The organism is Paenibacillus sp. Soil522, assembly GCF_001428245.1.
In the GTDB taxonomy this organism is placed as follows: domain Bacteria; phylum Bacillota; class Bacilli; order Paenibacillales; family Paenibacillaceae; genus Pristimantibacillus.
In genome coordinates, this window is sequence record NZ_LMRV01000024.1 from 121,087 (window position 1) to 147,729 (window position 26,643).

At 51.0% G+C, this 26,643-nt stretch carries 26 protein-coding genes and 1 riboswitch; of the genes, 21 read left to right on the forward strand and 5 right to left on the reverse strand.

Annotated elements, in window-relative coordinates; genetic code table 11:
- The first annotated feature begins 8 nt into the window (after positions 1 to 8).
- From ASG81_RS04395 to fucU, 3 genes are all read left to right on the forward strand, one after another.
- Positions 9 to 668 carry a class II aldolase/adducin family protein gene (locus ASG81_RS04395; protein ID WP_056629602.1) on the forward strand — a complete coding sequence of 220 codons (660 nt, stop codon included), beginning with the start codon at positions 9 to 11 and terminating at the stop codon, positions 666 to 668.
- 52 nt (positions 669 to 720) lie between these two features.
- A complete protein-coding gene (locus ASG81_RS04400; protein WP_056629604.1) occupies positions 721 to 2,211 on the forward strand; it encodes a rhamnulokinase in 1,491 nt (496 codons plus the stop codon).
- Positions 2,212 to 2,273: 62 nt separating this feature from the next.
- Positions 2,274 to 2,708: an L-fucose mutarotase gene (gene fucU, locus ASG81_RS04405; RefSeq protein WP_056629606.1), complete on the forward strand. Its 435-nt coding sequence runs from the start codon at positions 2,274 to 2,276 to the stop codon at positions 2,706 to 2,708.
- Between the two features lie 162 nt (positions 2,709 to 2,870).
- Here the strand turns inward: fucU and ASG81_RS04410 are convergent, their stop codons facing one another.
- Complete coding sequence (locus tag ASG81_RS04410; RefSeq protein ID WP_235548727.1) at positions 2,871 to 3,416, reverse strand: GNAT family N-acetyltransferase; 546 nt, start codon at positions 3,414 to 3,416, stop codon at positions 2,871 to 2,873.
- 234 nt (positions 3,417 to 3,650) lie between these two features.
- Positions 3,651 to 4,538: a helix-turn-helix transcriptional regulator gene (locus ASG81_RS04415; protein ID WP_056629608.1), complete on the reverse strand. Its 888-nt coding sequence runs from the start codon at positions 4,536 to 4,538 to the stop codon at positions 3,651 to 3,653.
- Positions 4,539 to 4,664: 126 nt separating this feature from the next.
- Between ASG81_RS04415 and ASG81_RS04420 the strand changes: the two genes are divergently transcribed.
- The 3 genes from ASG81_RS04420 (at position 4,665) to ASG81_RS04430 (ending at position 7,992) form a co-directional block, all read left to right on the forward strand.
- A complete protein-coding gene (locus ASG81_RS04420) occupies positions 4,665 to 5,552 on the forward strand; it encodes a sugar phosphate isomerase/epimerase family protein (RefSeq protein ID WP_056629610.1) in 888 nt (295 codons plus the stop codon).
- 32 nt (positions 5,553 to 5,584) lie between these two features.
- Positions 5,585 to 6,637: a Gfo/Idh/MocA family protein gene (locus ASG81_RS04425; protein ID WP_056629612.1), complete on the forward strand. Its 1,053-nt coding sequence runs from the start codon at positions 5,585 to 5,587 to the stop codon at positions 6,635 to 6,637.
- 194 nt (positions 6,638 to 6,831) lie between these two features.
- Positions 6,832 to 7,992: a sn-glycerol-1-phosphate dehydrogenase gene (locus tag ASG81_RS04430; RefSeq protein ID WP_056629613.1), complete on the forward strand. Its 1,161-nt coding sequence runs from the start codon at positions 6,832 to 6,834 to the stop codon at positions 7,990 to 7,992.
- Positions 7,993 to 8,071: 79 nt separating this feature from the next.
- Here the strand turns inward: ASG81_RS04430 and ASG81_RS04435 are convergent, their stop codons facing one another.
- Complete coding sequence (locus tag ASG81_RS04435; RefSeq protein ID WP_056629616.1) at positions 8,072 to 8,899, reverse strand: aldo/keto reductase; 828 nt, start codon at positions 8,897 to 8,899, stop codon at positions 8,072 to 8,074.
- A gap of 17 nt (positions 8,900 to 8,916) precedes the next feature.
- The gene (locus tag ASG81_RS04440; protein ID WP_056629618.1) at positions 8,917 to 10,083 is read right to left on the reverse strand and encodes an iron-containing alcohol dehydrogenase; all 1,167 of its coding nucleotides are present in this window, start codon (positions 10,081 to 10,083) and stop codon (positions 8,917 to 8,919) included.
- A gap of 186 nt (positions 10,084 to 10,269) precedes the next feature.
- Between ASG81_RS04440 and ASG81_RS04445 the strand changes: the two genes are divergently transcribed.
- From ASG81_RS04445 to ASG81_RS04490, 10 genes are all read left to right on the forward strand, one after another.
- Positions 10,270 to 11,175, forward strand: a complete 906-nt coding sequence (locus ASG81_RS04445; RefSeq protein ID WP_056629620.1) for an ArsR/SmtB family transcription factor — start codon at positions 10,270 to 10,272, stop codon at positions 11,173 to 11,175.
- Between the two features lie 296 nt (positions 11,176 to 11,471).
- Positions 11,472 to 13,541, forward strand: coding sequence for a bifunctional rhamnulose-1-phosphate aldolase/short-chain dehydrogenase (locus ASG81_RS04450; RefSeq protein ID WP_056629622.1), 2,070 nt, complete (start codon positions 11,472 to 11,474; stop codon positions 13,539 to 13,541).
- Between the two features lie 15 nt (positions 13,542 to 13,556).
- Positions 13,557 to 13,928, forward strand: a complete 372-nt coding sequence (locus ASG81_RS04455; protein ID WP_056629624.1) for a sensory rhodopsin transducer — start codon at positions 13,557 to 13,559, stop codon at positions 13,926 to 13,928.
- 29 nt (positions 13,929 to 13,957) lie between these two features.
- Positions 13,958 to 15,178 (forward strand): L-rhamnose isomerase, encoded by a 1,221-nt coding sequence (rhaI, locus tag ASG81_RS04460; protein ID WP_056629626.1) that lies wholly within the window; start codon positions 13,958 to 13,960, stop codon positions 15,176 to 15,178.
- Positions 15,175 to 16,644 carry a rhamnulokinase gene (locus tag ASG81_RS04465; protein WP_056629628.1) on the forward strand — a complete coding sequence of 490 codons (1,470 nt, stop codon included), beginning with the start codon at positions 15,175 to 15,177 and terminating at the stop codon, positions 16,642 to 16,644. The genes rhaI and ASG81_RS04465 overlap by 4 nt, the downstream gene beginning before the upstream one ends.
- Before the next feature lie 37 nt (positions 16,645 to 16,681).
- Entirely contained in the window at positions 16,682 to 17,440 is a 759-nt protein-coding gene (locus tag ASG81_RS04470) for a DeoR/GlpR family DNA-binding transcription regulator (RefSeq protein ID WP_056629630.1), read from the forward strand.
- Between the two features lie 105 nt (positions 17,441 to 17,545).
- A complete protein-coding gene (locus tag ASG81_RS04475) occupies positions 17,546 to 18,268 on the forward strand; it encodes a (Fe-S)-binding protein (protein ID WP_056629631.1) in 723 nt (240 codons plus the stop codon).
- 1 nt (position 18,269) lies between these two features.
- Positions 18,270 to 19,799 carry a LutB/LldF family L-lactate oxidation iron-sulfur protein gene (locus ASG81_RS04480; RefSeq protein WP_056629633.1) on the forward strand — a complete coding sequence of 510 codons (1,530 nt, stop codon included), beginning with the start codon at positions 18,270 to 18,272 and terminating at the stop codon, positions 19,797 to 19,799.
- Complete coding sequence (locus ASG81_RS04485; RefSeq protein ID WP_056629635.1) at positions 19,792 to 20,523, forward strand: LutC/YkgG family protein; 732 nt, start codon at positions 19,792 to 19,794, stop codon at positions 20,521 to 20,523. Before ASG81_RS04480 ends, ASG81_RS04485 begins: the two co-directional genes overlap by 8 nt.
- 74 nt (positions 20,524 to 20,597) lie before the next feature.
- Positions 20,598 to 21,323 (forward strand): FadR/GntR family transcriptional regulator, encoded by a 726-nt coding sequence (locus tag ASG81_RS04490; RefSeq protein ID WP_056629637.1) that lies wholly within the window; start codon positions 20,598 to 20,600, stop codon positions 21,321 to 21,323.
- Positions 21,324 to 21,398: 75 nt separating this feature from the next.
- On the opposite strand, the gene ASG81_RS04495 is transcribed toward ASG81_RS04490, so the two are convergent.
- The gene (locus ASG81_RS04495) at positions 21,399 to 22,301 is read right to left on the reverse strand and encodes a J domain-containing protein (RefSeq protein WP_155971209.1); all 903 of its coding nucleotides are present in this window, start codon (positions 22,299 to 22,301) and stop codon (positions 21,399 to 21,401) included.
- 324 nt (positions 22,302 to 22,625) lie between these two features.
- Between ASG81_RS04495 and ASG81_RS04500 the strand changes: the two genes are divergently transcribed.
- The 5 genes from ASG81_RS04500 (at position 22,626) to queE (ending at position 26,630) form a co-directional block, all read left to right on the forward strand.
- The gene (locus ASG81_RS04500) at positions 22,626 to 23,735 is read left to right on the forward strand and encodes a rhamnogalacturonan acetylesterase (RefSeq protein ID WP_056629641.1); all 1,110 of its coding nucleotides are present in this window, start codon (positions 22,626 to 22,628) and stop codon (positions 23,733 to 23,735) included.
- A 216-nt stretch (positions 23,736 to 23,951) separates the two neighbouring features.
- Positions 23,952 to 24,473, forward strand: a complete 522-nt coding sequence (locus tag ASG81_RS04505) for a hypothetical protein (RefSeq protein WP_056629643.1) — start codon at positions 23,952 to 23,954, stop codon at positions 24,471 to 24,473.
- A 129-nt stretch (positions 24,474 to 24,602) separates the two neighbouring features.
- Positions 24,603 to 24,646, forward strand: a riboswitch (PreQ1 riboswitch).
- A 145-nt stretch (positions 24,647 to 24,791) separates the two neighbouring features.
- On the forward strand, positions 24,792 to 25,457 hold the full coding sequence (gene queC / locus ASG81_RS04510; protein ID WP_056629645.1) for a 7-cyano-7-deazaguanine synthase QueC: 666 nt from the start codon (positions 24,792 to 24,794) through the stop codon (positions 25,455 to 25,457).
- The gene (gene queD / locus ASG81_RS04515) at positions 25,457 to 25,909 is read left to right on the forward strand and encodes a 6-carboxytetrahydropterin synthase QueD (protein WP_056629647.1); all 453 of its coding nucleotides are present in this window, start codon (positions 25,457 to 25,459) and stop codon (positions 25,907 to 25,909) included. Before queC ends, queD begins: the two co-directional genes overlap by 1 nt.
- Positions 25,899 to 26,630, forward strand: a complete 732-nt coding sequence (gene queE, locus ASG81_RS04520; RefSeq protein WP_056629649.1) for a 7-carboxy-7-deazaguanine synthase QueE — start codon at positions 25,899 to 25,901, stop codon at positions 26,628 to 26,630. The genes queD and queE overlap by 11 nt, the downstream gene beginning before the upstream one ends.
- Positions 26,631 to 26,643: the final 13 nt, after the last annotated feature.

Sequence of the window (26,643 nt, forward strand, 5' to 3'; positions counted from 1 at the left end):
GTTTTACAATGAGCAGCACGGACATTCGCAACGAGCTTTGCAAGTATGCGCGCAAGACGGTAACGAACAAGCTGGTTGTCGGTCCAGGCGGCAACATAAGCGCTAAATTCGAAGGCAAAATGTATCTTTCGCCAAGCGGCTTCGCGCTGGATGAGATAGAGCCGCATCAGTGGGTTGAGGTGGATATTGAGACGGGGGAAATGACGGATATCGGTCTTCGTCCGTCTTCCGAGGTGCTGATGCATCTTTATGCTTATCGGGCCAATCCGGATATCGGGGCTATCGTTCATACGCATCCGCCTTACTGTATTGCATTCACATTAGTCGAGCAGGAGCTGCCCATCATGTTCCCTGACCAAGCGGCGCTTGTCGGCAAAACCGTGTATGTTCCTTATGTTCTTCCAACGACGGATAAGCTTGCCGATGCCTATGTGGCCAAGGTGAATACAGCTAGCTCGGTGCTGCTCGGCAATCACGGCCTTGTTACGTCTGGACGCAATTTGCGCGAGGCCTACTACCGGACCGAGGTTGTGGAAGAAAGCACGAAAATTTATTTGATCGCCAAGGCGATTCGTGAGCCGAAGGTGCTGACGAAGGAAGAATTTGAAGAAATCGCATCGCTTGAAAGCGAAGCATACCGTATTGAATTGCTGCAAAAGATGAAGTGATCGACCGTCGCTTTAGGTCGGCGTCAGCACTTACTTAAGGGAGGATCTAAGCATGACGAAGCTTGCGACCGTGCTCGCATTCGATCTGGGCGCCAGCAGCGGCCGAGCGCTAATCGGCGAGCTGGTACCGGAAGAGGCAAGCGGACAGTATAAGCTGCAGGTGACGGAAATTCATCGTTTTCCGAATCAGCCGATTGCAGTTGGCGGACATTTGCACTGGGACATTTTACGCTTGCTGCAGGAGCTGAAGGCTGCCATCCGCAAAGCCTTCCAAGAAGGCTACGCGCCGCAAACGTTCGGCATTGATACCTGGGGCGTGGATTTCGGGCTGCTGGATGCGAATGGAGAGCTTCTTGGCAACCCCTATCATTACCGCGATCCGCAAACGGAAGGAATATTGGAAGAGCTGAACGAGCTAATCGGCAAAGACCGCTTATATGAGCAAGGCGGCTTGCAGTTTATGCCCTTCAATACCATAAACCAGCTGTATGCGATGAAGAAAGCGGCTTCGCCAAAGCTTGCGGCGGCCAGCACGCTGCTGCTTACTCCGGATTTGCTTGCGTATTTCCTGACAGGCGAGAAGGTGTGCGAGTTTACGATGGCAACGACTACGCAGCTTTACCGGCCAAAGGAACAGCGGTGGAATAAGGAGCTTATGGAGCAGCTCGGTATTCCGAGCGGGCTGTTTCTTGAGCCGATTCATCCCGGTACGCAGATTGCCCCGTTAACGGATGAGGTATGCGCGGAGCTTGATGTTCCGCCAATTGTTGCTGTTGCAGTAGGAACGCATGATACCGAATCGGCGGTGGCGGCAGTTCCTGCGGCTGGCGATTCCGCATTTGCTTATCTCGTTTGCGGTACTTGGTCGCTGATCGGTACGGAGCTTGCGAGTCCGCTTGTGACGCCGGAGGCGCAGGCGTTAGATTTCTCTAACGAAGGTGGAGCCTTTGGAACCTATCAGCTGCTCAAAAACATTATGGGGCTGTGGATATTGCAGGAATGCAAGCGGGAATGGGAGGAGCAAAGACACGAAATATCATTTGCCGAAATTGTCGTGCAAGCGGGCAGCGCAGAGCCGTTTCGCAGTCTTATTCATCCCGACGATCCGTCCTTCTATGCGCCGTCCGGCATGATTGGCCGCATTCAAGCCTTTTGCCGGGAAACGTCGCAGCCGGTTCCGCAGTCGGCTGGTGAAATCGCGCGCTGCATATTGGAAAGTCTCGCGCTAAGGTATCGCCAGGCGCTTGCTCAAATGGAAGCTTTGACCGGGCAGTCGTTTAGCGGATTGCATATGGTTGGCGGCGGCATTCAGAACGAGCTGCTCTGCCGGCTAACTGCGAACGCCATCGGCCGTCCCGTCTGGACAGGACCCGTGGAAGCAAGCGCGATTGGCAACATGCTGATGCAGCTTGTCGCACTAGGAAAATGCGCCAATCTGCAGGAGGCGCGCACGCTTGTAGCCGGGTCGTTTCCAATTGAGGAATATGCTCCTGAGCATTCGGAGGAGTGGAATGCCGCATTTGAGAGATTTGAGCGTCTTTAGGCAGTTTAGCGGTTTTATCCATTTATTAATTCAAGCTGGATTGACGAAAGGAAGAGGTAATCATGCTAATAGGCATATCGAAACTGATTTCTCCCGAGCTGCTCAAGGTGCTCAGTGAAATGGGACACAGCGACGAAATCGTGCTGGCGGACGGCAACTTTCCGGCGGCAAGTCACGCAGAGCGGCTGATCCGTGCTGACGGACATAATGTGCCCGAGCTGCTTGACGCCATTTTGCGGCTGTTTCCGCTTGATCAATATGTTGCGAAGCCGGCTGCGCTCATGCAGGTCGTTCCGGGAGATACGGTGCAAACCCCGATTTGGGAGCAGTACCGTTCAATTATCGAGGAGCACACCGGACTATCGGAGCCGTTCGAGCAGGTGGGGCGCTTCGCTTTTTATGAGCGGGCGAAGAAGGCTTATGCGATAATCGCGACAGGGGAAAGCGCGCTTTACGCCAACCTGATTTTGAAGAAGGGCGTTATTAAGGATAGCTAGCCATTATTCTTAGACTAGATTACTTATAAAGTTTTAAAAGGCCGCCTTCACGGTTTATAACCGGAGGCGGCCTTTTTTTGTCGTTTGCAATGTTGATGAAATGGAAACTCTCTTTATGATAATCAAGATGACTGTCCAATTAATTCGGAATAGGTAATGGTTTTAAGTAGTAAGTTTTATATAATCCTCGTACAAAATCCCGTAATAATCGACGTCCTCATATGCGTCCCATTTCAGAAAATGCTGACGGAGGGTGCCTTCGTATTGCATTCCAATCTTTTTCATTACGCTTGATGAAGCGGGGTTCTTTGTCATTGCCGCTGCATGAATTTTATGCAGCTTAAGCTCTTCGAAGCCAAATTGAGTAATGCGTCTGACACCTTCTGTAACGTAGCCTTGGTTCCAGAAGCGTTTTCCCAGCCAATAACCCAGCTCGGCTCTGTTATTTTTATGGTCAAGCTGCATGCCGATCGTTCCCATAAATTCCGCTTTCTCTTTATTTATAATGGCAAAAGTGTACCCTTCCCCTTTTTTGGAAACCATAGCCCGATGATTAATAAAAGCCATAGCCCCGCCTTTGGGATAAGGATAAGGGATATTTAAAGTTGTACGTGCGACGTCATAGTCATTGATTAATAATTCCAGAGCTTCGGCGTCAGTTGCTTCTAATTGTCGAAGAGTTAGCCTTTCCGTATGCAGTACAGTCACAATAAATTCCTCCAATACGTGAATTTCAATTTAGTATAAAGGAAATATTGGAAGTTACAAGAGCCTTTAGTAGACTTACTTGGCGCGGTACCGCAAGCGGAACGCTTTTGGCTTCGTACTCGTTTGCTTGCTGCTCATATCTGGATGACGGAAGAGGGCGGCTGTAGCTATTGAACCTGCAGAGTAAGGGAAGCACACGAACCTCCCTTGCTTGCCCTGCTTGCTTTGCTTCCCTTATTGCTTCCGCGCTTGCGAAGGCGTCATGCTTTTATACTGCTTGTACAGCTTCGTAAAATAGTTCGGATTCTCGCAGCCGACCTGAGCTGCGATTTCGGTGACGGTATTATTGCTTTCGCGGAGCAGCCGCTCGGCCTCGTTCATGCGGCTTACGTTTACGTATTCGACAAAGGTGCGGCCGGTCAGTTTTTTGAACAGCTTGCAGAAATGGTAAGGATTTAGGCTGACCTGCTTGGCCGCTTGCTCGATCGATATTTTTTCGCAAAAATCCGATTCGATGCGCTGAATAAGCGTCTTAAAGCGATCGCGATTAACGAAATAAGGCTCCGCCGGTTTACCTGCAAGCTGCTGCTCCATAAAGGTGCGGGAAAGCAGCGTAAACAGGACATGCAGCTTTGACTTCACGACGAGCTGATAGGCAGGAGGCTTCGCGGCAAGCTCGGCTATCGCTTCGTCAAGCAGCGGGTAATAGCGGAGGCAGGTCTCATCCTGTTCCGACGGCTTGACGGGAAAATGAAGGCGTCCCTCGAGGTAAGGAGCGACGAACTGAGCGTGCACGGGATCATGGACCCAGTCGTTGAAGAGAGAAGCGTTTAAGACGACGCAATCATAATGGACATTTTCATAACGAAGCGCATAGCCGACATGAAGTCCTCCGCCCGGTATGATGATGACATCTCCGGTATTAACGATATAAGGGCGGCTGTCGATATGGAATAATGCGCTGCCTTCCCTCATGACGATGATTTCGAAATGCTCATGCCAATGCAAATAGAGGATGCAATCATTTGGCTTTACATCATGACAGCGATTTTGAAACAGCTGAATCGGATATGATTTATGCTCGAGCCTGGTATTTTCCCATAGCTCCTTAGGGTATGTCATCTTCTGCACCACCATCACAAGATTCGACTAGTTTTACGCAAGATTGTGTAGAGAATTGTGTTAAACTCCTGGCTATAATGAAGTTGTTAGCAATACTATACGCCAATATTGGAGTGATATACAAGGATGGAAAACAAATTACGCATCGGAACGCTTGTAGGCGGAGGAAACGCAGATCATGTCATCCCGCAAATTGTGAAGCATGGTTTCGAATCGTTTAATTTAACGTTTTGGCAAACGACAGGCAGCACGGATCTTGCGGAAATGGCTAAGCGGTTAAGAGCGCTTGCGGACGAGCATGATTTTGTAGTGCCTGCTGTAAGCGTTTTCGGAAATCCGCTGACAGGCGAAGGCAATAACGCAGATACGCTTGCCAGCTGGGAGCGCCTTATCGATCATGCGCATTTATTCGGAGCTGATATTGTATCCGGTTTCACTGGACGGCTGACGGGTCAACCGATCGATGAATCGATTCCAAGGTTTAAGGAAGTGTTCGGCGAGCTGACGCGCAGAGCAGCGGATAAAGGCGTGCGGATCGCTTTTGAAAACTGTGATATGGGCGGCACATGGGCAGCCGGCGATTGGAATATTGCGCATAACCCGACAGCCTGGGAGCTTATGTTTAATGCGGTGCCGGAAGACAATATCGGACTGGAATGGGAGCCGTGCCATCAAATGGTCAGCTTAATCGATCCGATTCCGCAGCTGCGCAAATGGGTAAACAAGGTGTTTCACGTACACGGTAAGGACGCAACGATTGCTTGGGATATTGTAAAAGAGCATGGCGTGCACAGTAAGCAGCAGTTTGTATGGCATCGGACGCCTGGCTTCGGCGACAGCAACTGGTCGGATATTATTACGATTTTGAGACAGAATGGCTACAAGGGAACGATCGATATTGAAGGCTGGCATGATCCGGTTTACAAGGGTGAGCTGGAAATGACGGGACAGGTGCATGCCCTTAACTATTTGAAGCGCTGCCGTGGCGGCGATTTTGTTCCGAATCCAGTCTAATGAAACAAAACGAGAAGCGAGGAGAGAGAAACATGACAATAAAGCATCGGGTGGTCGTCGCCGGCTGCGGAGGCATGGCGAATACTTGGGTGGACTATGCCAAGGACAGGGATGATACAGAAATCGTTGGGCTTGTCGATATCAAAGAAGAATTTGCGCAGGCAATGGCTGATCGCAAGGGGCTCGATTGTCCAACCTTTACCGATATTAAGCAAGCAATTGCTGAGACAGGGGCTACGCTCGTATTTGATGTCACCATTCCGGCGAGCCATTATACGATCAGTACGGCTGCAATAGAGCTCGGATGCCATGTTTTTGGTGAGAAGCCGCTTGCCGAGACGATGAGCGATTGCAATGCTATCGTGCAGCTTTCGCAGGAGACGGGCAGGACACATGCCGTTATGCAAAATCGCAGGTTTGATCCGCGCATACGCGCCTTTCACAAGCTGATTGCGGATGGAACGATCGGCAAGCCGGGATTTGTGGGCGCAGACTTCTTTTTAGGCGCGCATTTTGGCGGCTTCCGCGATGCGATGGAAAGCCCGCTGCTGCTGGACATGGCGATTCATACCTTCGACCAGGCGCGATATATCGCAGGCGCTAATCCGGTATCCGTTTATTGCCTGGAGTTTAATCCTCCCGGCTCATGGTATGCAGGAAATGCGATGGCGATTTGCATCTATGAAATGTCCGACGGCTCTGTATTTAATTATCGCGGTTCGTGGTGCGCGGAGGGCGCGCCTACTTCATGGGAGGCAGCTTGGCGTGTAACCGGTGAGCATGGCACCGCGATTTGGGACGGTCATGGGAATCCGTATGCGGAGATCGTGGCTGCCGGCGATCAGACCGGCAAATTCATCCGTGATTACGAGCGGGTAGAAACGCAGCTTCCTGAAATGGCGAACACCTTTCATAAGGGCTGCCTGGATGATATGTTCGCGTCGCTTGAGGAAGGCCGTAAGCCGGAAACGGATTGCAGCGACAATATTTACAGCATGGCAATGGTTCTCGCCGCTCTCGAAAGCGCTAAAACCGGCCAAAAGGTGCTGATCGCCGACTTTATGAAGGAGGCAGCGGCCAAATAGCTGTAGGGGGTGTATTAGTAGCGCAGGCTGCTAATGCACCTTCTTTGCTTTGCACAGACATGCATGAAAATCGGGTGGAGGATCACTTAGAGAATATTGATTGCGTGAGGAAGGCGGCAGCATAACGATGGTTGACAAGCAGCGCATCGCAAGAGCAAAATAAAGCATATCTATAACGAAATGAGGCGTAATTATTGTCATTACTAATGGATAGAGTCAAGCAGCTTGCCGTAGGATTCGATGAAGAAACATTACGTTCGATTGAAATTAATCCGCTGCTGGTTGAAGCGGGTGCCGTCCGAGCGGTTGCTCCTTATTTGAAGGAGCAGCGTTACAGCCGGGTCATTGTCGCGGCGGACGCGATTACTTACGAAATCACAGGGAAAAAGCTGGAAGAAGCAATAGCAGCGCTTGGCATTTCCTTACACGTCACACTTATAAAGCCTGACCGGCAAGGCGATGTCATTGCCGACGAAGCGTCGATCGTGCAGCTTCTGCTTGATATTCAGCAAAATAGAGCAGAGGTCGTCATTGCGGCCGGCTCGGGAACGATCCATGATATTTCCAGGTATGCCGCTTACACAGCGGGCATTCCATTCGTATCCGTACCGACAGCGCCGTCCGTGGACGGCTTTAATTCCAAGGGCGCTCCGATCATTATTCGCGGCGAGAAGAAGACGATTGCCGCCATTGGCCCCGATGCGATATTTGCAGACTTGGAAATACTTGCGAATGCTCCTGCTGCGATGGTAGCGGCAGGCTTTGGCGATATGCTCGGCAAATATACTTCACTGCTTGATTGGAGCTTTGGCGCGTCGGAGGGCGGTGAGCCCTATTCCGCAGAGGTAGCTGAAATTACGCGGATTGCGCTTAATAAATGCGTGGAGCATGCCCCGCAAATTGCAAGCCGCGACCAGGAAGGCATTCGAATTCTAATAGAAGCGCTAATAGAGTCCGGCCTGGCTATGCTGCTGTTCGGCCAGTCGCATTCGGCGTCGGGCGCAGAGCATCATCTTTCGCATTTCTGGGAAATGGAATATATTCGTCTTGGCAAAAGGCAGCTTCTGCATGGCGCGAAGGTCGGCGTAGCGTGCGCGGAAATTTCCAAGCTTTATCACCGTCTTGCAGCAGAGGAGTCGGGTCTTTCATTCACGGCTAACCCGAAAAAGGTTCGAGAGGCGATTGCTGCCCTTCCGGACGAGATGACGATCCGAGGATGGCTGAAGCAGGTCGGCGGACCGTCTACGACAGAGGAGCTGGGCGTCGATGCGGAGCTGCTTCAGCGCAGCCTGCAGGAAGCTCATCAAGTGAGGCTGAACCGCTACACTTTACTTCGGGCCTACAACACGAAATAAATACCTTATCGATTGGAAAGGGCAGCCCTCATGTAGAATCAACTACATGCGGACTGCCCTATTTTGTATGGCGAAAGGATTAGAAATTAAAGTTGTCCGGGTCTGGTCCGAAACGGTGATTGCGGTTAAGTGCGCTAATTTGAGCGACTTCCTCTGGCGTTAAGGCAAAGTCGAAAATATCGGCGTTCTCCTGCAAGCGAACCGGATTAATCGATTTTGGAATCGTAACGACCTCATTCTGAAGATCCCAGCGCAGCACAACCTGAGCAGGAGATTTGCCGTATTTGGCGCCGATCTCTGTCAGGACGCTCTGATCCAGGTTTCCTTGCATAAGCGGGCTCCAAGCCATGAGTTGAATGTTGCTGCTCTTTGCGAAGGAGCGAAGCTCTTGTTGGGTAAGCAGAGGATGATATTCCACTTGATTGACCATCGGAATAAACTCGCCGGACGTAATGATATTCTGCAAATGATGAACTTGGAAGTTGCTGACGCCGATTGCGCGCACATAGCCGTCACGGTAAAGCTTTTCAAGCGCGCGCCACGTTTCGGTATACTTCTCTTTGACAGGCCAGTGAATGAGCAGCAGATCGATGACGTCGACGCCAAGCTTTCGTCTGCTTTCCTCGAATGCCGCAAGCGAGGATTCGTACCCTTGATTCGCATTCCAAATCTTTGTCGTAACAAAAATTTCGTCACGCGTGATGCCGCTGTTGCGGATGCCGGCTCCAACGCCTGCTTCATTATTATAAGCTGCTGCCGTATCAATGCTTCTGTAGCCTGCTTCGATAGCAGAGGTTACGGTTCTTTCCGCTTCGCCGTCATCTTTAACTTTCCATACGCCAAGGCCCAGCCATGGCATCTTCACGCCATTGCTTAATGTGGTGGACTCCGTTCGTGCTACCGTCATTTATAAATGACCTCCAATTAAAGTGACAATTCTAAAATGGCTTTAACATCCTGTTGCTCTAGACGCTTGAATGAACCGATGGCGCCGTAACGGACGGCTTCCTCAGCCATGCGGTCCAGCTTGTCGCTTCCGATCCCGAAATCGGCTAGACGTGACTCGGCGCCGATTCGCGTGAAGAAGTCCCGTGTCGCTTGAATACCTTCAAGAGCAATTTCATTGTCCGTTTTGCCTTCCGCATTCACGCCCCATACGCGAGTCGCAAATTGAACGAAGCGGTCAATCCGCTCCTCATGCACGTATTTCATCCAGTTAGGGAAAATAACAGCAAGCCCTGCACCGTGCGGAATATCGTAGATCGCGCTTACTTCATGCTCAATGCCATGCGAAGCCCAATCATTGGTCATGCCGACGCTGATGAGTCCGCCATTCAATGCCATCGTGCCGCACCACATGAGGTTAGCGCGGGCAGCGGCATCCTCCGGCTGCTCAAGCGCAATCTCTACATTTTCGATGACCGTTTGCAGGATGGATTCGCAGAAGCGCTCCTGCAGCGGCGTATTTTCGGTTAAGCTGAAATATTGCTCGAAGACATGCGACATAATATCGACGGCGCCGTTAACGGTATGATTGCGGGGCACGGTATATGTAAGCGTTGGATCAAGTATCGAAAATTTCGGATACGTATAAGGGCTGCCGAAAGCGCGCTTTAGGTTCTCCTCCCAGTTCGTTATGACGGAGTTGCCGTTCATTTCTGACCCGGTTGCAGCCAGCGTCAGAATCGTTCCGAGCGGAAGCGCCTTCCCGATCACTGCTTTGCCTGTGAAGAAATCCCATACGTCGCCCTCATAGAGGACGCCTGCGGCAATCGCTTTGGCTGCGTCGATGACGCTTCCGCCGCCAACGGCTAGAATGAAATCAACGCCTTCTGTGCGGCAAATGTCTATCCCTTTATTTACTGTGGATAGGCGCGGGTTTGGTTCGATATTGGGAAGCTCATGTACCTTGATGCCGGCTTCATGAAGAAGGCCGACCGTTTTATCGTACAGGCCTGTTTTTTTAATGCTGCCTGAGCCGTAAACGAGAAGAATGGTTTTACCGTACTTTGAGGCTAATTGGCCCACTTGACTGGCGGTGCCCTCGCCAAAAACGATATGAGTCGGGTTTACAAACTGGAATGAGTTCATCTTTTACCTCCTAAGGATAATTAGATAACTAAAAAAGTAACTAAATATCTTGTAAGTTATGTATACGCCGTTTATTTTAGTGAAATCAAATATAAATGTCAAGAGAAATGAAAGACAAGCATTGAAAGGATAACTTATTAGTTATATAATGAGTGGCAATTAGATAGAGGTAAAGGGGCAGCAGCAATGGAAGTGGAAGTAAGCAGCCGAAATATGAAGTTTCTAGAATGCTTTTCATCACAAACCCGGGTAAAAATGATCGAATTGCTTAGCGTTCAACCGATGAATATTAAAAGCCTGTCGCAAGCGCTAGATATAAAGTCTCCTATTGTAACGAGGCATATTCATATGCTGGAGGAAGCAGGAATTGTACGCTGCGAGAGTGTGGCGGGCAAGCGCGGCATGCAAAAGATTTGTTATTTGCAGCTAACACAAGCTATGCTTATATTCAAAAGTGTACCGGCCATGGACGAGTCGAAGCGCTATACCGTTTCGCTCCCGGTAGGTCATTATTCGTCGTACCAGATCAAGCCGACCTGCGGACTTGCGTCTGATACCCAAATGATCGGCATGTGCGATGATCCGCGGTATTTTGCCGATCCGGAGCATGTGAGCGCAAAGGTGCTGTGGTTTGGCTCCGGCTACGTAGAATATCGGATTCCCAATTACATGGTTAATAATGAAACGCCGGAATCGCTTGAAATTTCAATGGAGATTTGCTCGGAAACACCTTGCAGCGTCAGCCATTTGCCATCCGACATCTCTTTTATGGTAAACGGCGCCTGTATCGGCACATGGACCTATCCGGGTGATTTTGGCAGCACGAGAGGCACATATACGCCGGAATGGTGGTACAAAAACATTCATCACGGCTTAATAAAGACGATTCGCGTCAACAAGCAAGGCTCCTTCATAGATGGCATTCAAGTGTCGGACATTACTATTGATCAGCTAATGCTGGCCTACGACAAAGAAATTTTGTTTCGGATTTCATGCAGCGCCACAGCGAAAAACTGCGGCGGAGTCACGCTGTTCGGCAAAGGCTTCGGAAACTACAATCAAGATATTGAAGTGACGCTGCGCTGTCTATAATAATGGCAGCTTTATGTTCGAGCTGTAAAAAGGGTGCCTCATTAGGTCTCATTGACCTTGTGAGGCATCTTTTTTTTGCAAAAAAACCCAAGAACACAATCGATTAGAAACGATCTGATTTTATGTTTACAACATTTTAGCGGAAGAAAATCCTTGTATTTATTTGTTTTGCTTTTGTAAAAGCAATTTACTCACGATTTCATTTCCGTTTGTGTTTGAAAAATATATATTCAAAAATAAACAAATATGTTATGATCGATTCAAACAAAAACAAAACAAAATTCGGAGGTATATCCATGGTACAAAGTTTATGGGAAAACGAAAAAGCAGCACAGCTTGAAGGCGGACTGGCAGAGCTTGTTTATCGCTCCAACATTATTGGCGCAGATCGCCGGGTTTGCAATTACGGCGGCGGCAACACGTCCAGCAAAACAACTGTGAAGGACTTCCGCGGCCGTGACGTTGAGGTCATGTATGTAAAGGGCAGCGGCTCGGATTTGGCTTCGATGAAGGCAGGCAACTTTACCGGTTTGCGTATGGATGATATTCGTCCATTGTTCGAACGCTCCGAAATGCCGGACGAAGAAATGGTTGCCTACTTGGTCAACTGTATGATCGATTCGAAGCACCCGCGTGCATCCATAGAAACGCTGCTGCATGCTTTCCTTCCATTTAAACATGTGGATCATACACACCCGGATTCCATTATTAGCTTGTGCTGCGCGGATAACGGCAAAGCGCTTGCGAGAGAAATTTTCGGCGACCGCTTCGTATGGGTTCCTTATGTTCGTCCCGGCTTTAACCTGTCGAAAATGATAGCGGAAGGCGTTCTCGCAAACCCGAATGCGGAGCTTGTGCTTATGGAGAAGCATGGTCTTGTGACTTGGGGCGAGACGAGCGAGGAATGCTACGCACAAACGATCAAAATTATTTCCGAAGCAGAAGCGTTCATTGAATCCCGCTTTGACGAAGCATCGTTGTTCGGCGGCGTGAAGCACGGGGTGCTGGAAGCGGATGTTCGCAGAAGCGTGGCAGCACAAGTTATGCCGACGATTCGCGGCGCAGTCAGCGATGCGAAAAAAATGATTTTGACCTTTGATGATGAGGCGGATGTCCTTGCGTTCGTAAGCGGACAGCATTCACCGCAATTGTCCCAGGTGGGCGCTGCTTGCCCGGATCATCTGGTGCATACGAAAGTCGTTCCATTGTTCATTGACTGGACGCCTGATGCAGAGGACATCGATGGCTTGAAAGCGAAGCTGACGGAAGGAATCGCGGCTTATAAGGAACAATATAAAGCTTACTTTGACTACAATAAAAACGAAGGCGACGTTATGTTCGAAGCAGCGCCCCGCGTTATTCTTATCCCGGGCATCGGCATGATCAATACAGGCAAGAGCTGGGCAATGGCACAAGTGAGCGGCGCGCTTTATCACCGTGCGATCGCGGTAATGCGCGGCGCAACAGCACTCGGCGATTTCGTATCGCTCAGCGAGAACGAGTCATACAACGTGGAGTACTGGCCGCTTGAGCTTTACAAATTGTCGCTTGCTCCTGCTGAAACGGAATTTTCCCGCAAGGTTGCCTTCATTACCGGCGGCGCTGGCGGTATCGGCAGCGAAACGGCACGCCGCTTAGTATCGGAAGGCGCGCATGTCGTGCTGGCAGACCTCAACCTTGAAGGCGCGCAAAAGGTTGCCGCTGAAATTAACGAGAAATACGGTGATCACCGTGCGACAGCTGTTAAAATGGATGTAACGAGCGAGGAGCAGGTTGTTGCAGCTTATGCGGAGTGTGCGCTTGCATACGGCGGAGTAGACATTATCGTCAACAACGCAGGTCTTGCGACATCCAGCCCATTCGATGAAACATCGCTTAAGGAATGGAACTTGAACATGAACGTGCTCGGAACGGGTTATTTCCTCGTGGCACGCGAAGCATTTAAATTGATGAAGCAGCAAAGCATCGGCGGTAACATGGTATTCATCGGCTCGAAAAACTCGGTGTACGCTGGGAAAAATGCTTCTGCATACAGCGCTGCAAAAGCGCTTGAAGCACACTTGGCACGCTGCATTGCAGCTGAGGGCGGCGAGTTCGGCATCCGCGTGAATACGATTTTGCCGGATGCGATTTTGCAGGGCTCGGCGATTTGGAACGGCAGCTGGCGCAATGAGCGTGCTGCGGCTTACGGTATTGAACCGGATCAGCTGGAAGAATACTACCGTAAACGCACGACGCTGCTTGTTAACATTTATCCGCGCGACATTGCTGAAGGCATTGCATTCTTCGCATCCTCCAAGGCGGACAAAACGACAGGCTGCATGCTGACGATTGACGGCGGCGTGCCTGCAGCGTTCACTCGTTAGGAGGCGGTGAACAATATGTTTCTAGCGCGTGGCGAAAAGCAGTGGTATATACCCGACGGTTTTATTCCGCCGGATAGCACGGGAGCGCTCACCAGCCATGAATCGGTATGCGTGCTGAATTGCTCCTCGGAAGAAGCGCTTATCCGCTTTACGATATTTTTCGAGGATCGCGAGCCGATGGAAGATATTATGGTTGTCGTAAAGGGCAGACGCACGAAGCATATACGCACCAGTTCGTTGATGAAGGAAGGGGCGCCGATTCCAATCGGCGTTCCTTATGCCATCGAGCTGCTGAGCGATATTCCGATAATCGTACAATATAGCCGTCTAGACTCGACGCAAGCGGAGAACACGCTGATGTCAACGATGGCATATCCATTGAAATAATTAATCAAACATGTGAAAGGGTGTCCGTAATGTCCGACCGCGCATATGCGTTTTTTGAAGAGCAGCAGCAAGCAAGAGGCATTAATATAGATGAAGTGAAGTCGAGATTGAAAGCGCTCAAAATCGAGACGCCATCATGGGGCTATGGCGATTCCGGCACTCGCTTCAAAGTGTTTCAGAAGGAAGGCGTTCCCCGCAATCCGTTCGAGAAATTTGAGGATGCAGCGCAGGTGCATAGCCTGACTGGACTTGCTCCTTCGGTAGCTATTCATATTCCTTGGGACAAAGTAGAGAATTACGGCAAGTTAAGAAGCCATGCGGAAAGTCTCGGACTGTCTATTGGAGCGGTCAATCCGAACCTGTTCCAGGATGACGACTACATGCTCGGCAGCGTAACGAATTCGGATGCAGCGATACGCCGGAAAGCAACAGCTCATTTAGTGGAATGCGTGGATATCGCCAAGGAGACCGGCTCGCGCGATCTTAGCTTGTGGTTCGCTGACGGCACGAACTATCCGGGTCAAGGCCATATCCGTAAGCGCAAAGCTTGGATGCAAGAGGCTTTAACCGAAATGTACAATGCATTGACGCCGGAAATGCGGATGCTTATTGAATACAAATGCTTCGAGCCTGCTTTTTATCATACCGATCTCGCGGATTGGGGCATGGCTTACAACCTGGCGCAAAAGCTTGGACCGCAAGCGGAGGTGCTTGTAGATACAGGCCATCACCTGCCGGGCGCAAACATCGAGCATATCGTTGCTTACTTAATTGACGAGAAGCGTCTCGGAGGCTTCCATTTCAATAGCCGTAAATATGCGGATGACGATCTGATCGTCGGTTCCGTTAATCCGTATGAGCTGTTCTTGATTTTCTATCAAATTCTAAGCGCTGCAGGCGACTCGGATTCCGCCATTCGCACTAATGTTGAGAACATCGCTTATATGATCGACCAATCGCACAATATTGAGCATAAAATTCCGGCCATGCTGCGTTCCGTTCTGAACGTGCAAACGCAATACGCGAAGGCGCTGCTCATTAACCATGACGAAGTAAACGAGGCTGCTGAGCGCAATGACGTTCTAGGCGCCGAGGATGCTGTCCGCCGCGCATTCGAATTTGATGTAACGCCATTGCTGCACGCGATCCGCGAAGAGCAGGGCTTGTCGCTTGATCCGATGAAAGCTTATTTGAGCAGCAGCTACGGCAAAGACATATTGGTGAGAGGCAAGGGCGGTGCCAGCTGGTGACCATCCTCGCTTACGATCTCGGGGCGAGCAGCGGAAGGGCGCTGCTCGGCCGACTGAATGACGGCAAAATCGAGGTCGAGGAGCTGCACCGGTTCCCGAATGATCCGGTGCTGGCCTGCGACCGGCTGCAGTGGGACATTTTACGGCTGCTTCATGAGCTGAAGCAAGGGCTGCTTAAGGTGAAGCACCGCGGCATCAAGCTGGACAGCATAGCTATTGATTCTTGGGCAGTCGATTTCGGCTTAATCGGGAGCAATGGAGAGTTGCTTGGAAATCCTTACCATTACCGCGATCATCATACGGACGGCGTCATGGAAGAGGTAGTGGAAAAGCTGGCTTCACTACGCATATTCGAGCGGACCGGCATTCAGTTTTTACCGTTTAATACGATTTATCAGCTGGCGGCCTTGAAGAAAGCTGATTCGCCGCTGTTGCGGGATGCGAAGCATTTTCTGATGATTCCCGATTTGCTCCGGTATTTTTTGACCGGCGAAATGTTTAATGAATTTTCCAATGCAACGACGACTCAGCTTTATAATCCGGTAACGGGCAGCTGGGATGAAGAGCTGATTCGCGCGATCGGCATCTCGCCGGACCTGTTCGGCAAGGTTGTCCAGCCGGGAGCAAAGGCTGGCAGCCTGCGCCCGTCCCTCTGTGAGGAGCTAAGCATCGATTCCGTTCCTGTCTATGCGGTAGCGGAGCATGATACAGGCTCAGCGGTTGCGGCTGTACCTGCGCTTGACCGGTCGTTTGCATACTTAAGCTGCGGCACTTGGTCGCTCATGGGAACCGAGGTTGAAGAGCCGGTCATTAACGAACTGGCGCAGCAGTTGAATTTTACGAATGAAGGCGGCGCTTATCATACCTTTCGCTTGCTGAAAAACATTATGGGTCTATGGATTTTGCAGGAATGCAGACGTTCGTGGGAGCGGGCAGGAATTTCCTACACCTTTCCCGAATTAGTTAAGTTGGCCGATGAGGTGAAGCCGTTCACTGTGTTTATTGATCCTGATGATCCTTTATTTCTTCATCCTGGCGATATGCCGGCTCGAATTGCAGAATATTGCGTGCGTACGGGCCAGACGGCACCCGAGGACGCAGGAGCTATTGTTCGCTGCATTTTGGAGAGCTTAGCCTTGAAGTACCGCAGCGTGCTTGAGCTTACGGAGCAATTGTCGGGCAAGACTTTCGGCGGTCTTCATATGGTTGGAGGCGGTATTCAGAATACGCTGCTGTGCAAATGGACCGCGAATGCGATCGGCAAACCGGTATGGGCAGGTCCTGTGGAAGGAAGCGCGATCGGCAACATGATCGTGCAGTGGATTGCCAGCGGCAAGCTTGCGGATATTTGGGAAGCGCGCAAGGTCATCCGGGAGTCATTCCCGGTTGATGTGTACGAGCCGGAGCAGCGTGAAGCTTGGGAGAACGCATACGGTTTATTTAAACAAAAGACGGGAATCGTTTAAACGGCGAATTCAAATATAAGTTAGAAAGAGGTACGCTATGCTGGTCCAGGAACGATACGACAAAATTGTACAGCTGGTTAATGAGAGAGGCAGCATCCGGGTAACGGAGCTGAGCGAGCTATGTCAGGTGACCGAGGAAACAATCCGGCGGGACCTTGACCGTTTGGAGCAAGCCGGACGGTTGCGCCGCTCCCATGGCGGTGCGGTTAGCGTGAAGGATCAGCAGCCGGAAATTCCGTACTTTGAGCGGGAGATTACGCATGCGGACGAGAAGAAGCGGATTGCGGAGGAAGCGGTTAAAATGATTCAGCCGAAGGATCGCATTTTGCTCGATGCCAGCTCGACCGCTTGGTATATGGCGGCAAGCATGCCGGATATTCCGCTTACGGTGCTTACCAATTCCATTAAAGTTGCGATGGAGCTAAGCAGCAAGGAAAAGATTGAGGTCATCTCGACCGGCGGCATTCTGGCCTCGCGTTCCTTGTCCTATGTCGGTCCGCTGGCAGAGCGTTCCCTCGATGCGTATCATGTAGATAAAGCGTTTTTCTCGTGCAAGGGCGTTCATTTGGAGCGCGGCATAAGCGAGTCGAATGAGCTGCAAGCACGCATCAAGCACAAAATGGTAGGCATGGCGGATCAGGTGATTCTGCTCGCCGACTTCAGCAAATTTGGTGTCCAAGCGTTTACGCATGTGGCTGATATGAGCGATGTCGATACCATTATTACCGATGGGCGTCTATCCCCGGAGCTGCTGCTGCAGCTAAAGGAAAAGCAAATTTTCATCAAAACGGTATAGAGGATAGTTGGCGCTGGCTTCAGCAGAAGCGCAGCGCCTTTTTTTTAACAAACTTGTCTGATAACCTGATAAAATAGTTGTATGAGTGACGGAAGGGGTGCGGGAATGAAGGTTTCATTATTTATTACTTGCTTAAGCGATGCACTGTATCCAAGGGTCGGTGAAGCCATGGTGCGTTTGCTGGCAAAGTATGGCGTATCATTGCAGTTTCCGGCGGTGCAAACCTGCTGCGGACAGCCCGCTTTTAACAGCGGTTATTGGAAGGAAGCGAGGGAGTCGGCGAAAACGATTTTGGATGCTTTTGAAGACAGCGACTTCGTTATTTCACCGTCAGGCTCCTGTACGGGAATGATTCACCACTATCCGAAGCTGTTTGAGGATGATCCGGTTATGCTGAAGCGCGCGAATAGGCTGCAGAGCAAATCGTATGAATTTACTCAGTTTCTGGTGCAGGTGCTCGGCGTTACGGATGTCGGCGCGGCGTTTCCTCACAAGGTGACGTACCATCCATCCTGTCATGGCAGCAGAATTCTCGGCGTCAAGGACGAGCCGCTCGCGCTTATTCAGAACGTAAAGGGACTCGAGCTGGTGCCGCTGCCATTCGCGGAGGATTGCTGCGGCTTTGGCGGAACGTTCGCGGTCAAAATGGCTGATATATCAGGGGCGATGGTGACGGAGAAGGTCGATCATGTGCTGGAAACGGAAGCGGAAGTGTTAGTTGGACTCGATATGGCGTGCCTGCTCAATATTGCCGGCAACCTGCGCTATCGCAACGAGCCCGTTCGTGTCATGCATTTGGCGGAGCTTCTATACGAAGGGGTGAAATAAGATGGCTGGATCAAAGAGCGAGGCAACCGTAAAAGCAAGAGCGGATCTTGCCCTCAATGACGAATTTTTGCGCAAAGCGGTGCGATTTACGACGGAGCGGCTGCGTAACGGGAAGAAAAAAGCGACGGACGAGCACGGGAATTGGGAAGAGTGGCGGGAGCGCGGCAAGCAAATCCGTTTGCATACGATCGCGCATCTGGATTATTATTTGAACTTGTTTGTGAACAATGCCCGGGCGAACGGCGTTCATGTGCATTTTGCGAATACAGCCGAGGAGGCCGTTAAGCTCACGCTTGATATTGCGGAGCATGCGAATGCGAAGTCAGTCGTCAAATCGAAATCGATGGTATCGGAGGAGCTGCATCTCAATCATGCGCTTGAATCCATCGGCATAGAAGCAGTAGAAACCGATTTGGGCGAATACATTATTCAGCTCGCAGGCGAAATGCCGTCCCATATCGTGATTCCGGCCATTCATAAAAACCGCTATCAAATTGCTGATTTATTGTCCAAGGAAGCGGGATATACACTGCCTCCAGATACAACGGCGCTTGCAGGCTTCGTTCGCAAAAAGCTGCGCGAGAAGTTTCTGGAAGCGGAGATCGGAATGACGGGCTGCAACTTTGCGATTGCGGAGACGGGGTCGATGGTGCTTTTTGAAAACGAAGGCAATGCCCGCATGGTGACTACCGTTCCCAAGACGCAAATTACGCTGATGGGCATGGAGCGTATTATTCCATCGTGGTCTGATCTGGAGGTTATGGCTACACTTCTGCCGCGCTCGGCAACCGGGCAGAAGCTGACGATGTATATGTCCGGCATTACCGGACCGCGCCGCACCGAGGATGCGGATGGTCCGGACGAAATGCATATCATCATTATCGACAACGGCCGCTCGCTGCAGCTGGGCGATCCTGAGTTTCAAGAGCTGCTCAATTGTATTCGCTGCGGCGCCTGCTTAAATGCATGTCCTGTTTACCGTCACATCGGCGGCCATGCATACGGCAGCACCTACAGCGGTCCGATTGGAGCCGTGCTAACGCCTTCCTTGAACAAAAATATCGCCGAATGGGATGATATCGCGAACGCCTCAAGCTTATGCGGCGCATGCTACGAGGCTTGTCCGGTCAAAATACCGCTTCATGATATGCTCGTTTATTTACGACGGCGCAAGGTGGAGAGCGGGAACGGCAGCAAAATCGAATCTATTGGCATGCAAGGCTTCGCTACCGTCATGGGTAATTCCTCGCGCCTGGGCGGCGTGCTTCGGCTAGGTAAGCTAGGGCAGAAGCTTGTCGTCCGCAGCGGGGTCATCAAGACGAAGCTCGGCCCGCTCAAAGGCTGGAATACGTACCGCGTTACGCCCAGCCTGCCGAAGGAGTCGTTCCGCGAGCGTTGGAATACGCTTGATCAGGAGCTGAAGCAGGGCCTCAAGCAGATGGAGCCGTCGATGCAAAATCGGATGGAGGAGCTGGTGCGCATGCGCGAGCTTGAAGAGAAGCAGGGTAAAGGAGGACACGGTCATGGCTGATACGCATAAGGAGTGGCTGGAGAAGCTTGAGGCGGAGTCGCGCGTGAAGCAGGAGCATTTTATGAACGATATCGCTGCCAAGCTGAGACATCCGAGAATGACCCATAAGCCGCAGCATCCGTTCCGGGGCGCGCCTGACTTCTGGAAGGCTTTCGAATGGACGGAAGAGGAGCGGACTCAGGCGTTCAGCGACAATTTCCTCTCCGTAGGCGGCCACGTAGCCCGTCTTCAAACGATGGATGAAGTGAAGTCCTTTATCGTACAGAAAGCTGGTGAAATGAGCGCCAAATACGTCGTTCGTCAAAACGAGCCAGAGCTGGATGCACTCGATCTTGAAGGCTCGCTTACGGACGTACAGGTGTCGGTATGGAATACGGATGCCGAGCAATACTGGCGCGCGCGCGCAGCTGAAGCGGATTTTGGAATCGTGATCGCGGATCATGCCGTCGCCTATACAGGCTCGGTTACGGTATTGTCGGCTTCGAATAAAGGCCGCTCCGTCAGTCTGCTGCCGACGGTGCTCTTTATTATTATCCCGATCGAACGGTTGAAAACGAGACTCGGAGAGGTGCTCGAAACATTCGATGACGCGGGACGAGAGCAGCTGCCGGCCGGTATTCACTTTATTTCCGGGCCAAGCCGTTCCTCCGATATTGAGAATGATCTGACCATCGGCGTACATGGGCCGGGTATCGTATATGCACTGATAGTCGGGCAGCATTAAATTAATTAATATAGGAATGGGGCTACGCCGTTGCAGGACGGCGGGCGCCGTTTACGCTTGGGAGGTGACAGGGCATGCCGTCATTAGAAATAGAGAAGCTGTCGAAGCGCAATCATTACGAGGAGATTACCGAACAGGTGAAGCGGCTCATTATGGACGGCAAGCTGAAGGTGGGAGATAAGCTGCCCTCTACGAAGCAGATGTCCGAGCAATTTGGCGTCGGGCGCTCGACGACACGAGAGGCTTTAAGCGCTCTTAAAGCGATGGGGCTAATCGACATCCGGCAGGGCGGTGGCTGCCGCGTCATTCGCAATGCGCCGGTCGATATGGAGATTCCTGAGCTGGCATCTCTCCGCCTGAACCGCAAAACGGTGCTCGAACTTTTGGAGGCTCGCGAATCGCTGGAAGTGTCGAACGCCGCAATAGCAGCTGTAAAGCGTACGGATGAGGATCTGAAGCGGTTAGGTGATCTAATCGAAGAGATGAAGCATACTGCTCACGACGAGGCCGAAGGCGAGAGATTAGATCTCCAGTTTCATTTGACGCTTGCCAAAGCTACTCACAACTCCATCATGGTGCGCTTATTCGAGTCGATTATGAATCACATCGAAACGGCGATCCATGATATCAGGCGGGTTGAGCTATACGCAAACGAAGCTGTGGCGGAGCGTCTCTATAGAGAGCATTCCGCGATATTCGAGGCGATAGCGGAGCAGGACTCCGAGCTTGCGGCCGACCGAATGAAGCAGCATTTGCAGCATATTGAAAGCATTGTCCGGAAGCATTTGGGCGAGAGCTAGCTTAACAATAAAAAAAGCCCGATTCCCGCATTCATCAACTAGATGGCTGCGGAAATCGGGCTTATTTGAATATAGCTACTTAATTGTCGCTAAATATTTTTTAATAAATTCCTTTGCTTTTTCCGGGTTTTTGCTGTCAAGGCGGATCCCGATGATCATGCTCTCCTTGTAAAGCGGAACTTGATCAACGAGGGCGCTGCTGCTTAGGTCGATGCCGTACACATGCTCTTCCGTATCTTCATCGGTCTTCAGCTTCTGCGCAAGCCCGTCCTTCATCAGCGGCTTAAGCTCTCCGTTCACGTCACTGTCGAGGTTCATTAGGACGCCTTGCGTGCCAACCCACTCAAAAATACTCCGGTCCATAATGTAAACATCCGGATGCTCGGTTGCTAGGATGAGCACGGCTTTTTGCATATAAGCATATTGCGCTTGCTGGTCTGCAGGAACGAAGGTCAACATGGAGGTGAATCTTTTCCATTCGGGAAACGCTGTCAAAAGTGCTTTTTCAATCGGCTCTTCCTTAGGCGCGTCTTCCTTCAGCATGTAATTTCCCATAAAGGAAACGCTCAAGTCGACCGGCGGCAGGTTTGCGAGCCGCTCCTGCTCTTCGCGGTAGTTCATAAAGCTGATAACCCCATAAATGATAAGTGCTACTGCTGCAATGGCGCCGAGCGTGTGGAACCTGTAATAGCGCCAGAAATGGTCCATTTTTTGAGCTTGTCCGGCCATCTTCTTGTACTTGCCGTATTCCTGTTCGTTGAATGCATCCGTCAGCTTACGATCCTCATACTCTAAAATAAGCCGGTACGCTTGCGTAATCTTCGCAAATGAATCCTCCGCATTCCCCGCGTCGGCCTTCTTCTGCTGCGCTCTGGAGCGGGCTTGACGCATAAGCGTCGTATAGCGCTTCTCCACTTCCTCTTTGGCCGCAAGCTCTGGCAGCCCTAATGTTTCATAGGCTTGTTTCAATTCGTCCACTTCTGTCACCTCAATTAGTAAGTAGCTCCTGCATGATTCCTATCTATTAGTATACGGAATTCCACGGTTAACGCAAACTTTGACAGATCTAAGAGGTCATTTGTCATTTCCTGTTACGCGCTGCCACTTGCGAAGGTAGACGAGCGGCAATGCCGCGCTGTTTGCAAAGGTTGGCGAACGGATGAAGCTGAGGCATGCGGCACTTTGATCAGTGAAGCGCAGCAGGTCGGAAAATTGAACAAAATAGCCGAATTATTAACTTCCTATCCTGCCGTAATTTGTTATTCTACGAATAGGACAAATCACGTATAGGATGGTGTTTTCATGACTGTTTCGTTCAAGTTCGATTTTGGAATCGGCAGTGCGCCGCCTTCTCCTTATATACAAGTGCTGCCCGGCACGGTTTACAGCGAGGTGCCGGGCTACGGCTTCGAGTCAAATGAGCGCGTCAGCTCGCGCAATCGCGATGAGACCGATCGTCTGCGCGGCGCATTCTGCATACCGCTGGATGCTGTGTTTACGGTCGATCTGCCAAATGGCTGTTATACGGTAACAGCGACGATTGGCGATGCGATTGCTCCGACTGCTACGACATTAAAATATGGCGCAGGCCGCATGGTTCTTCATAAGGCGGTTACCTCGGAGGGACAGTACGCGGTGCACAGCTTTACGGTCAAAGTGACGGATGGGCGTTTGCGGCTTGCCTTCTCAGGCATCGCCCCGCGTATTAATTCGCTTCAAATTGACGAGGCGAATCAAGCGACGACCATTTATTTGGCTGGAGACTCGACGGTGACTGATCAGGAAACGTTTCCGTATGCGGGCTGGGGACAAATGCTGCCTTTATATTTTAAGACGGATGTGGCAATTGATAATCATGCGATGTCGGGCAGAAGCTCGAGAAGCTTCATCGATGAAGGCAGGCTCGCAGCCATATTGGAGCAAATTAAGCCGAACGACTATTTGTGGATCCAATTCGGGCATAATGACGAGAAACCGGACGCGGAACGGGCTACGGAGCCATTCGGAAGCTATAAGGAGAAGCTGGCCGTTTATGTGGAGGAAGCCCGGGCACGCGGAGCACGGCCTGTACTCATCACGCCGATGCACCGCCGCAAGTTTGACGGACAAGGGCGGATTATCGATACGCATGGCGATTATTTGCTGGGCATGAAGCAGCTGGCAGCGGAGCTGGACGTACCGCTTATCGATTTGGCGGCAAAGAGCAAAGCGTTGTACGAGCAATTGGGCGACGAGCCCTCGAAGGCGTTGTTCATGTGGGCATACCCCGGCGAGTTTATTCATTTTCCGGATGGCGCTCAGGATGATACGCACTTTCAAGAGCTGGGCGGCATCCAAATGGCCGGTTTGGTTGCAGAAGGGGTGCGCGAGCTCGGATTGTCGCCGCTTCTATTGTATTTAAAAGGGCTTTAGTTAAAAAAACAAAAGCCCGCCAGCTGATTTGGTTTGAAATAGAGAGACTAGCCGGAATGAAGGCTGGTCTCTTTCTATAATCGATGCATTAGTCATCTTAGCGTAAATGATGAATAACTAAGATAGCCATGATTATGTTATCATATGGGATGTTGAGGATGGCACCTATTCTGTTTTTCATTCAACTTACATAGCAACTAAAGCGAGGGAAACCGCATGTTTGATCCAACCGTTTTTGAAAACTTGAAGGTAGCATTTGAGAATCAGCTTTATGATTTGGATACGCTCGACCGGAGGCTGGATATTATTAATCGGATTGACCGATTGGAGCTTGCTGTTATGTCCCGCGAGTTTGCGCTTCAATTCACGCTGGCCGGACGCTCGAAGGTTTCCGCAGAAATACAGCTCGCCGCGTCGCTGAAGGACTTGGCGGCTGAAATATTGGAGCTGAAGGGGGAAGCGCCGGCTTGCGCGCTGCGGCTGCGCTTCTATATGCAGGTGAACAAGGTCGCCGAGCAATGCGGGCAGGTCGAGCAAATCGTGAAGCGGATCTGGGAGCCGGACTTGGCGCCGACCCAAACGATCAGCTACTTATTTGGTGCGGAAGCGCCTATCTATTCCAATAGAATTGAGCTGGGCTTTAACCGTAAAATTAACGAGGAGCAAATGGAGGACATTCCCGTGCTGATCGAGCATGTCCTACAGACGCTCGCGGAGCTGGAAGAGGCTGCTGAATAAGGATTACCGGCAAGATGCGTTTCCGTAAAATACTGTCTGTTTCCAATCGGCGGGAGCTGTGCTATAGTACTAGAGAATAAGTAACTAAAGAAGAAATTCCGGAGCCTTGTCAAATGACATGAACGGCGGCCGGGAGAGGTTCGCGAACTCCCTCTATAAAAAACTATGCGAAACGATTGTCCCGAGAGGTGACATCGTCGTTTTTGCGTTCGGCGCGAACAGGCTCTTACTGCTTCGCGCCGTTTCTTTGGTTTTTTAGCTTCAAATGGAGGATGTCAGGCGATCTCTGTCTTCTCAAACCAGAGAGGGAGATGCAGCATGAAAAAAGAAAAAGCGGTCGTCGTATTCAGCGGCGGACAGGATAGCACGACATGCTTGTTTTGGGCAATGGAGCGCTTCTCGGAGGTTGAAGCCGTTACGTTCAACTATGGACAGCGGCATAAGCTCGAGCTTGAATGCGCGGCGGATATTGCTAAAGAGCTTACTATTAAACATCATATACTCGACATGTCCCTGCTTAATCAATTGGCGCCTAATGCGCTCACCAGGGATGAGATTGCAATTGAACAAAAAGAGGGGGAGCTTCCCTCAACCTTTGTAGACGGGCGAAATCTATTATTCCTATCCTTCGCTGCCGTGCTTGCCAAGCAGCTGGGAGCGAAGCATATCGTGACGGGCGTTTGCGAGACGGACTTTAGCGGCTATCCGGATTGCCGGGATATATTCGTGAAATCGCTGAACGTGACTTTGAATTTATCAATGGATTATCCGTTTGTTATCGATACGCCGCTCATGTGGCTGAACAAAGCGGAGACATGGGAGCTGGCCGATTCGCTCGGCGCCTTCGAATTTGTGCGGGAGAAGACATTAACCTGCTATAACGGCATGATTGCCGATGGCTGCGGAGAATGCCCGGCATGTAAGCTTCGCAAAAAGGGGCTGGACGATTATTTAGCCAAGGGCATCCGGGGAGTGAAGCGATAATGCTGCAGCAGATCTATCCGTCAGCTGTACACGACTATTGCTATGAGCTGAATAAGGATTTTCAGTTCGCGGCCGCTCACTTTGTACCGGTGGAGGAAGCCGGCAAATGCCGCCGGCTACATGGGCATACGTATTATGCGAACGTAACGATTGCCGGAGATGAGCTCGATACCGCCGGCTTTCTTGTCAATTTTTCCATTATAAAGCAGCTTATTCATGATCGGTTCGATCATACCTTGCTCAATGACGACAAGGAGAGCTTCAGTGATGCGGAGCCCGACCGTTTCCCCACGACGGAAGTGGTGGCGCGCACGATCTATGAGATCGTTCAGCGCTATTTGGACGGAACGGTGAACCGTCCGCAATGCGTTCAGGTTTATCTTCGTGAAACGCCAACGAGTTATTGTATCTACCGTCCTAAGCGAAAGGCGGCGGGATTGGATGCAAACTAACAAACGAATTCCCGTTATGGAAGTGTTCGGACCGACCGTACAAGGGGAAGGCATGGTTATTGGCCGGAAAACGATGTTCGTCCGTACCGCAGGCTGCGACTACAGCTGCTCCTGGTGCGATTCGGCATTTACTTGGGACGGCAGCGCCAAAGCAGATATTCGCATGCTGACGGCGAATGAAATTATAGAGCAATTACTGGAAATCGGCGGCAAAGCATTTGAGCATGTGACTATTTCCGGCGGCAATCCCGCGCTGCTGCCCCAGCTGGGCGAATTAATTGAAGAGCTTCATGTGCGGGGCATAAGCGTCGCTCTAGAGACGCAAGGCAGCCGCTGGCAGGATTGGTTTTGGTCGATTGACGAGCTGACTTTATCGCCTAAGCCGCCAAGCTCCGGGATGGAGACGGATTGGACGGTACTCGACGATATCGTAGCCAAGCTGGGCGATCGGGCAACACGATTTAGCCTGAAGACAGTCGTATTCGATGACGGGGATCTCGTTTACGCGACCCGTGTTCATCAGCGCTATCCGCATGTTGCGTTTTATTTGCAGGCGGGCAACGGCAATTTGCAGGAAACGGAGCCGCGGCTTATGCTTCCGTATTTGGTGGAGCGCTATGAATGGCTGATCGGGCAGGTTATGCCGAATCCTGAATTGAATCGGGTTCACGTGCTCCCGCAGCTTCATACCTGGGTATGGGGCAATAAGAAGGGTGTCTAATAAAAACATAGCA

Excerpts from the sequence above, each read along its gene's own strand:
- ASG81_RS04500 (WP_056629641.1), top strand. The coding sequence starts at position 22,626 with ATGACTGTTTCGTTCAAGTTCGATTTTGGAATCGGCAGTGCGCCGCCT.
- ASG81_RS04475 (WP_056629631.1), top strand. The coding sequence starts at position 17,546 with ATGAAGGTTTCATTATTTATTACTTGCTTAAGCGATGCACTGTATCCA.
- ASG81_RS04435 (WP_056629616.1), bottom strand. The coding sequence starts at position 8,899 with ATGACGGTAGCACGAACGGAGTCCACCACATTAAGCAATGGCGTGAAG.
- ASG81_RS04415 (WP_056629608.1), bottom strand. The coding sequence starts at position 4,538 with ATGACATACCCTAAGGAGCTATGGGAAAATACCAGGCTCGAGCATAAA.
- queC (WP_056629645.1), top strand. The coding sequence starts at position 24,792 with ATGAAAAAAGAAAAAGCGGTCGTCGTATTCAGCGGCGGACAGGATAGC.
- ASG81_RS04455 (WP_056629624.1), top strand. The coding sequence starts at position 13,557 with ATGTTTCTAGCGCGTGGCGAAAAGCAGTGGTATATACCCGACGGTTTT.
- ASG81_RS04400 (WP_056629604.1), top strand. The coding sequence starts at position 721 with ATGACGAAGCTTGCGACCGTGCTCGCATTCGATCTGGGCGCCAGCAGC.
- ASG81_RS04395 (WP_056629602.1), top strand. The coding sequence starts at position 9 with ATGAGCAGCACGGACATTCGCAACGAGCTTTGCAAGTATGCGCGCAAG.
- ASG81_RS04485 (WP_056629635.1), top strand. The coding sequence starts at position 19,792 with ATGGCTGATACGCATAAGGAGTGGCTGGAGAAGCTTGAGGCGGAGTCG.
- ASG81_RS04450 (WP_056629622.1), top strand. The coding sequence starts at position 11,472 with ATGGTACAAAGTTTATGGGAAAACGAAAAAGCAGCACAGCTTGAAGGC.
- queE (WP_056629649.1), top strand. The coding sequence starts at position 25,899 with ATGCAAACTAACAAACGAATTCCCGTTATGGAAGTGTTCGGACCGACC.
- ASG81_RS04425 (WP_056629612.1), top strand. The coding sequence starts at position 5,585 with ATGACAATAAAGCATCGGGTGGTCGTCGCCGGCTGCGGAGGCATGGCG.
- ASG81_RS04470 (WP_056629630.1), top strand. The coding sequence starts at position 16,682 with ATGCTGGTCCAGGAACGATACGACAAAATTGTACAGCTGGTTAATGAG.
- ASG81_RS04420 (WP_056629610.1), top strand. The coding sequence starts at position 4,665 with ATGGAAAACAAATTACGCATCGGAACGCTTGTAGGCGGAGGAAACGCA.
- ASG81_RS04505 (WP_056629643.1), top strand. The coding sequence starts at position 23,952 with ATGTTTGATCCAACCGTTTTTGAAAACTTGAAGGTAGCATTTGAGAAT.
- ASG81_RS04445 (WP_056629620.1), top strand. The coding sequence starts at position 10,270 with ATGGAAGTGGAAGTAAGCAGCCGAAATATGAAGTTTCTAGAATGCTTT.
- queD (WP_056629647.1), top strand. The coding sequence starts at position 25,457 with ATGCTGCAGCAGATCTATCCGTCAGCTGTACACGACTATTGCTATGAG.
- ASG81_RS04440 (WP_056629618.1), bottom strand. The coding sequence starts at position 10,083 with ATGAACTCATTCCAGTTTGTAAACCCGACTCATATCGTTTTTGGCGAG.
- rhaI (WP_056629626.1), top strand. The coding sequence starts at position 13,958 with ATGTCCGACCGCGCATATGCGTTTTTTGAAGAGCAGCAGCAAGCAAGA.
- ASG81_RS04480 (WP_056629633.1), top strand. The coding sequence starts at position 18,270 with ATGGCTGGATCAAAGAGCGAGGCAACCGTAAAAGCAAGAGCGGATCTT.
- ASG81_RS04490 (WP_056629637.1), top strand. The coding sequence starts at position 20,598 with ATGCCGTCATTAGAAATAGAGAAGCTGTCGAAGCGCAATCATTACGAG.
- fucU (WP_056629606.1), top strand. The coding sequence starts at position 2,274 with ATGCTAATAGGCATATCGAAACTGATTTCTCCCGAGCTGCTCAAGGTG.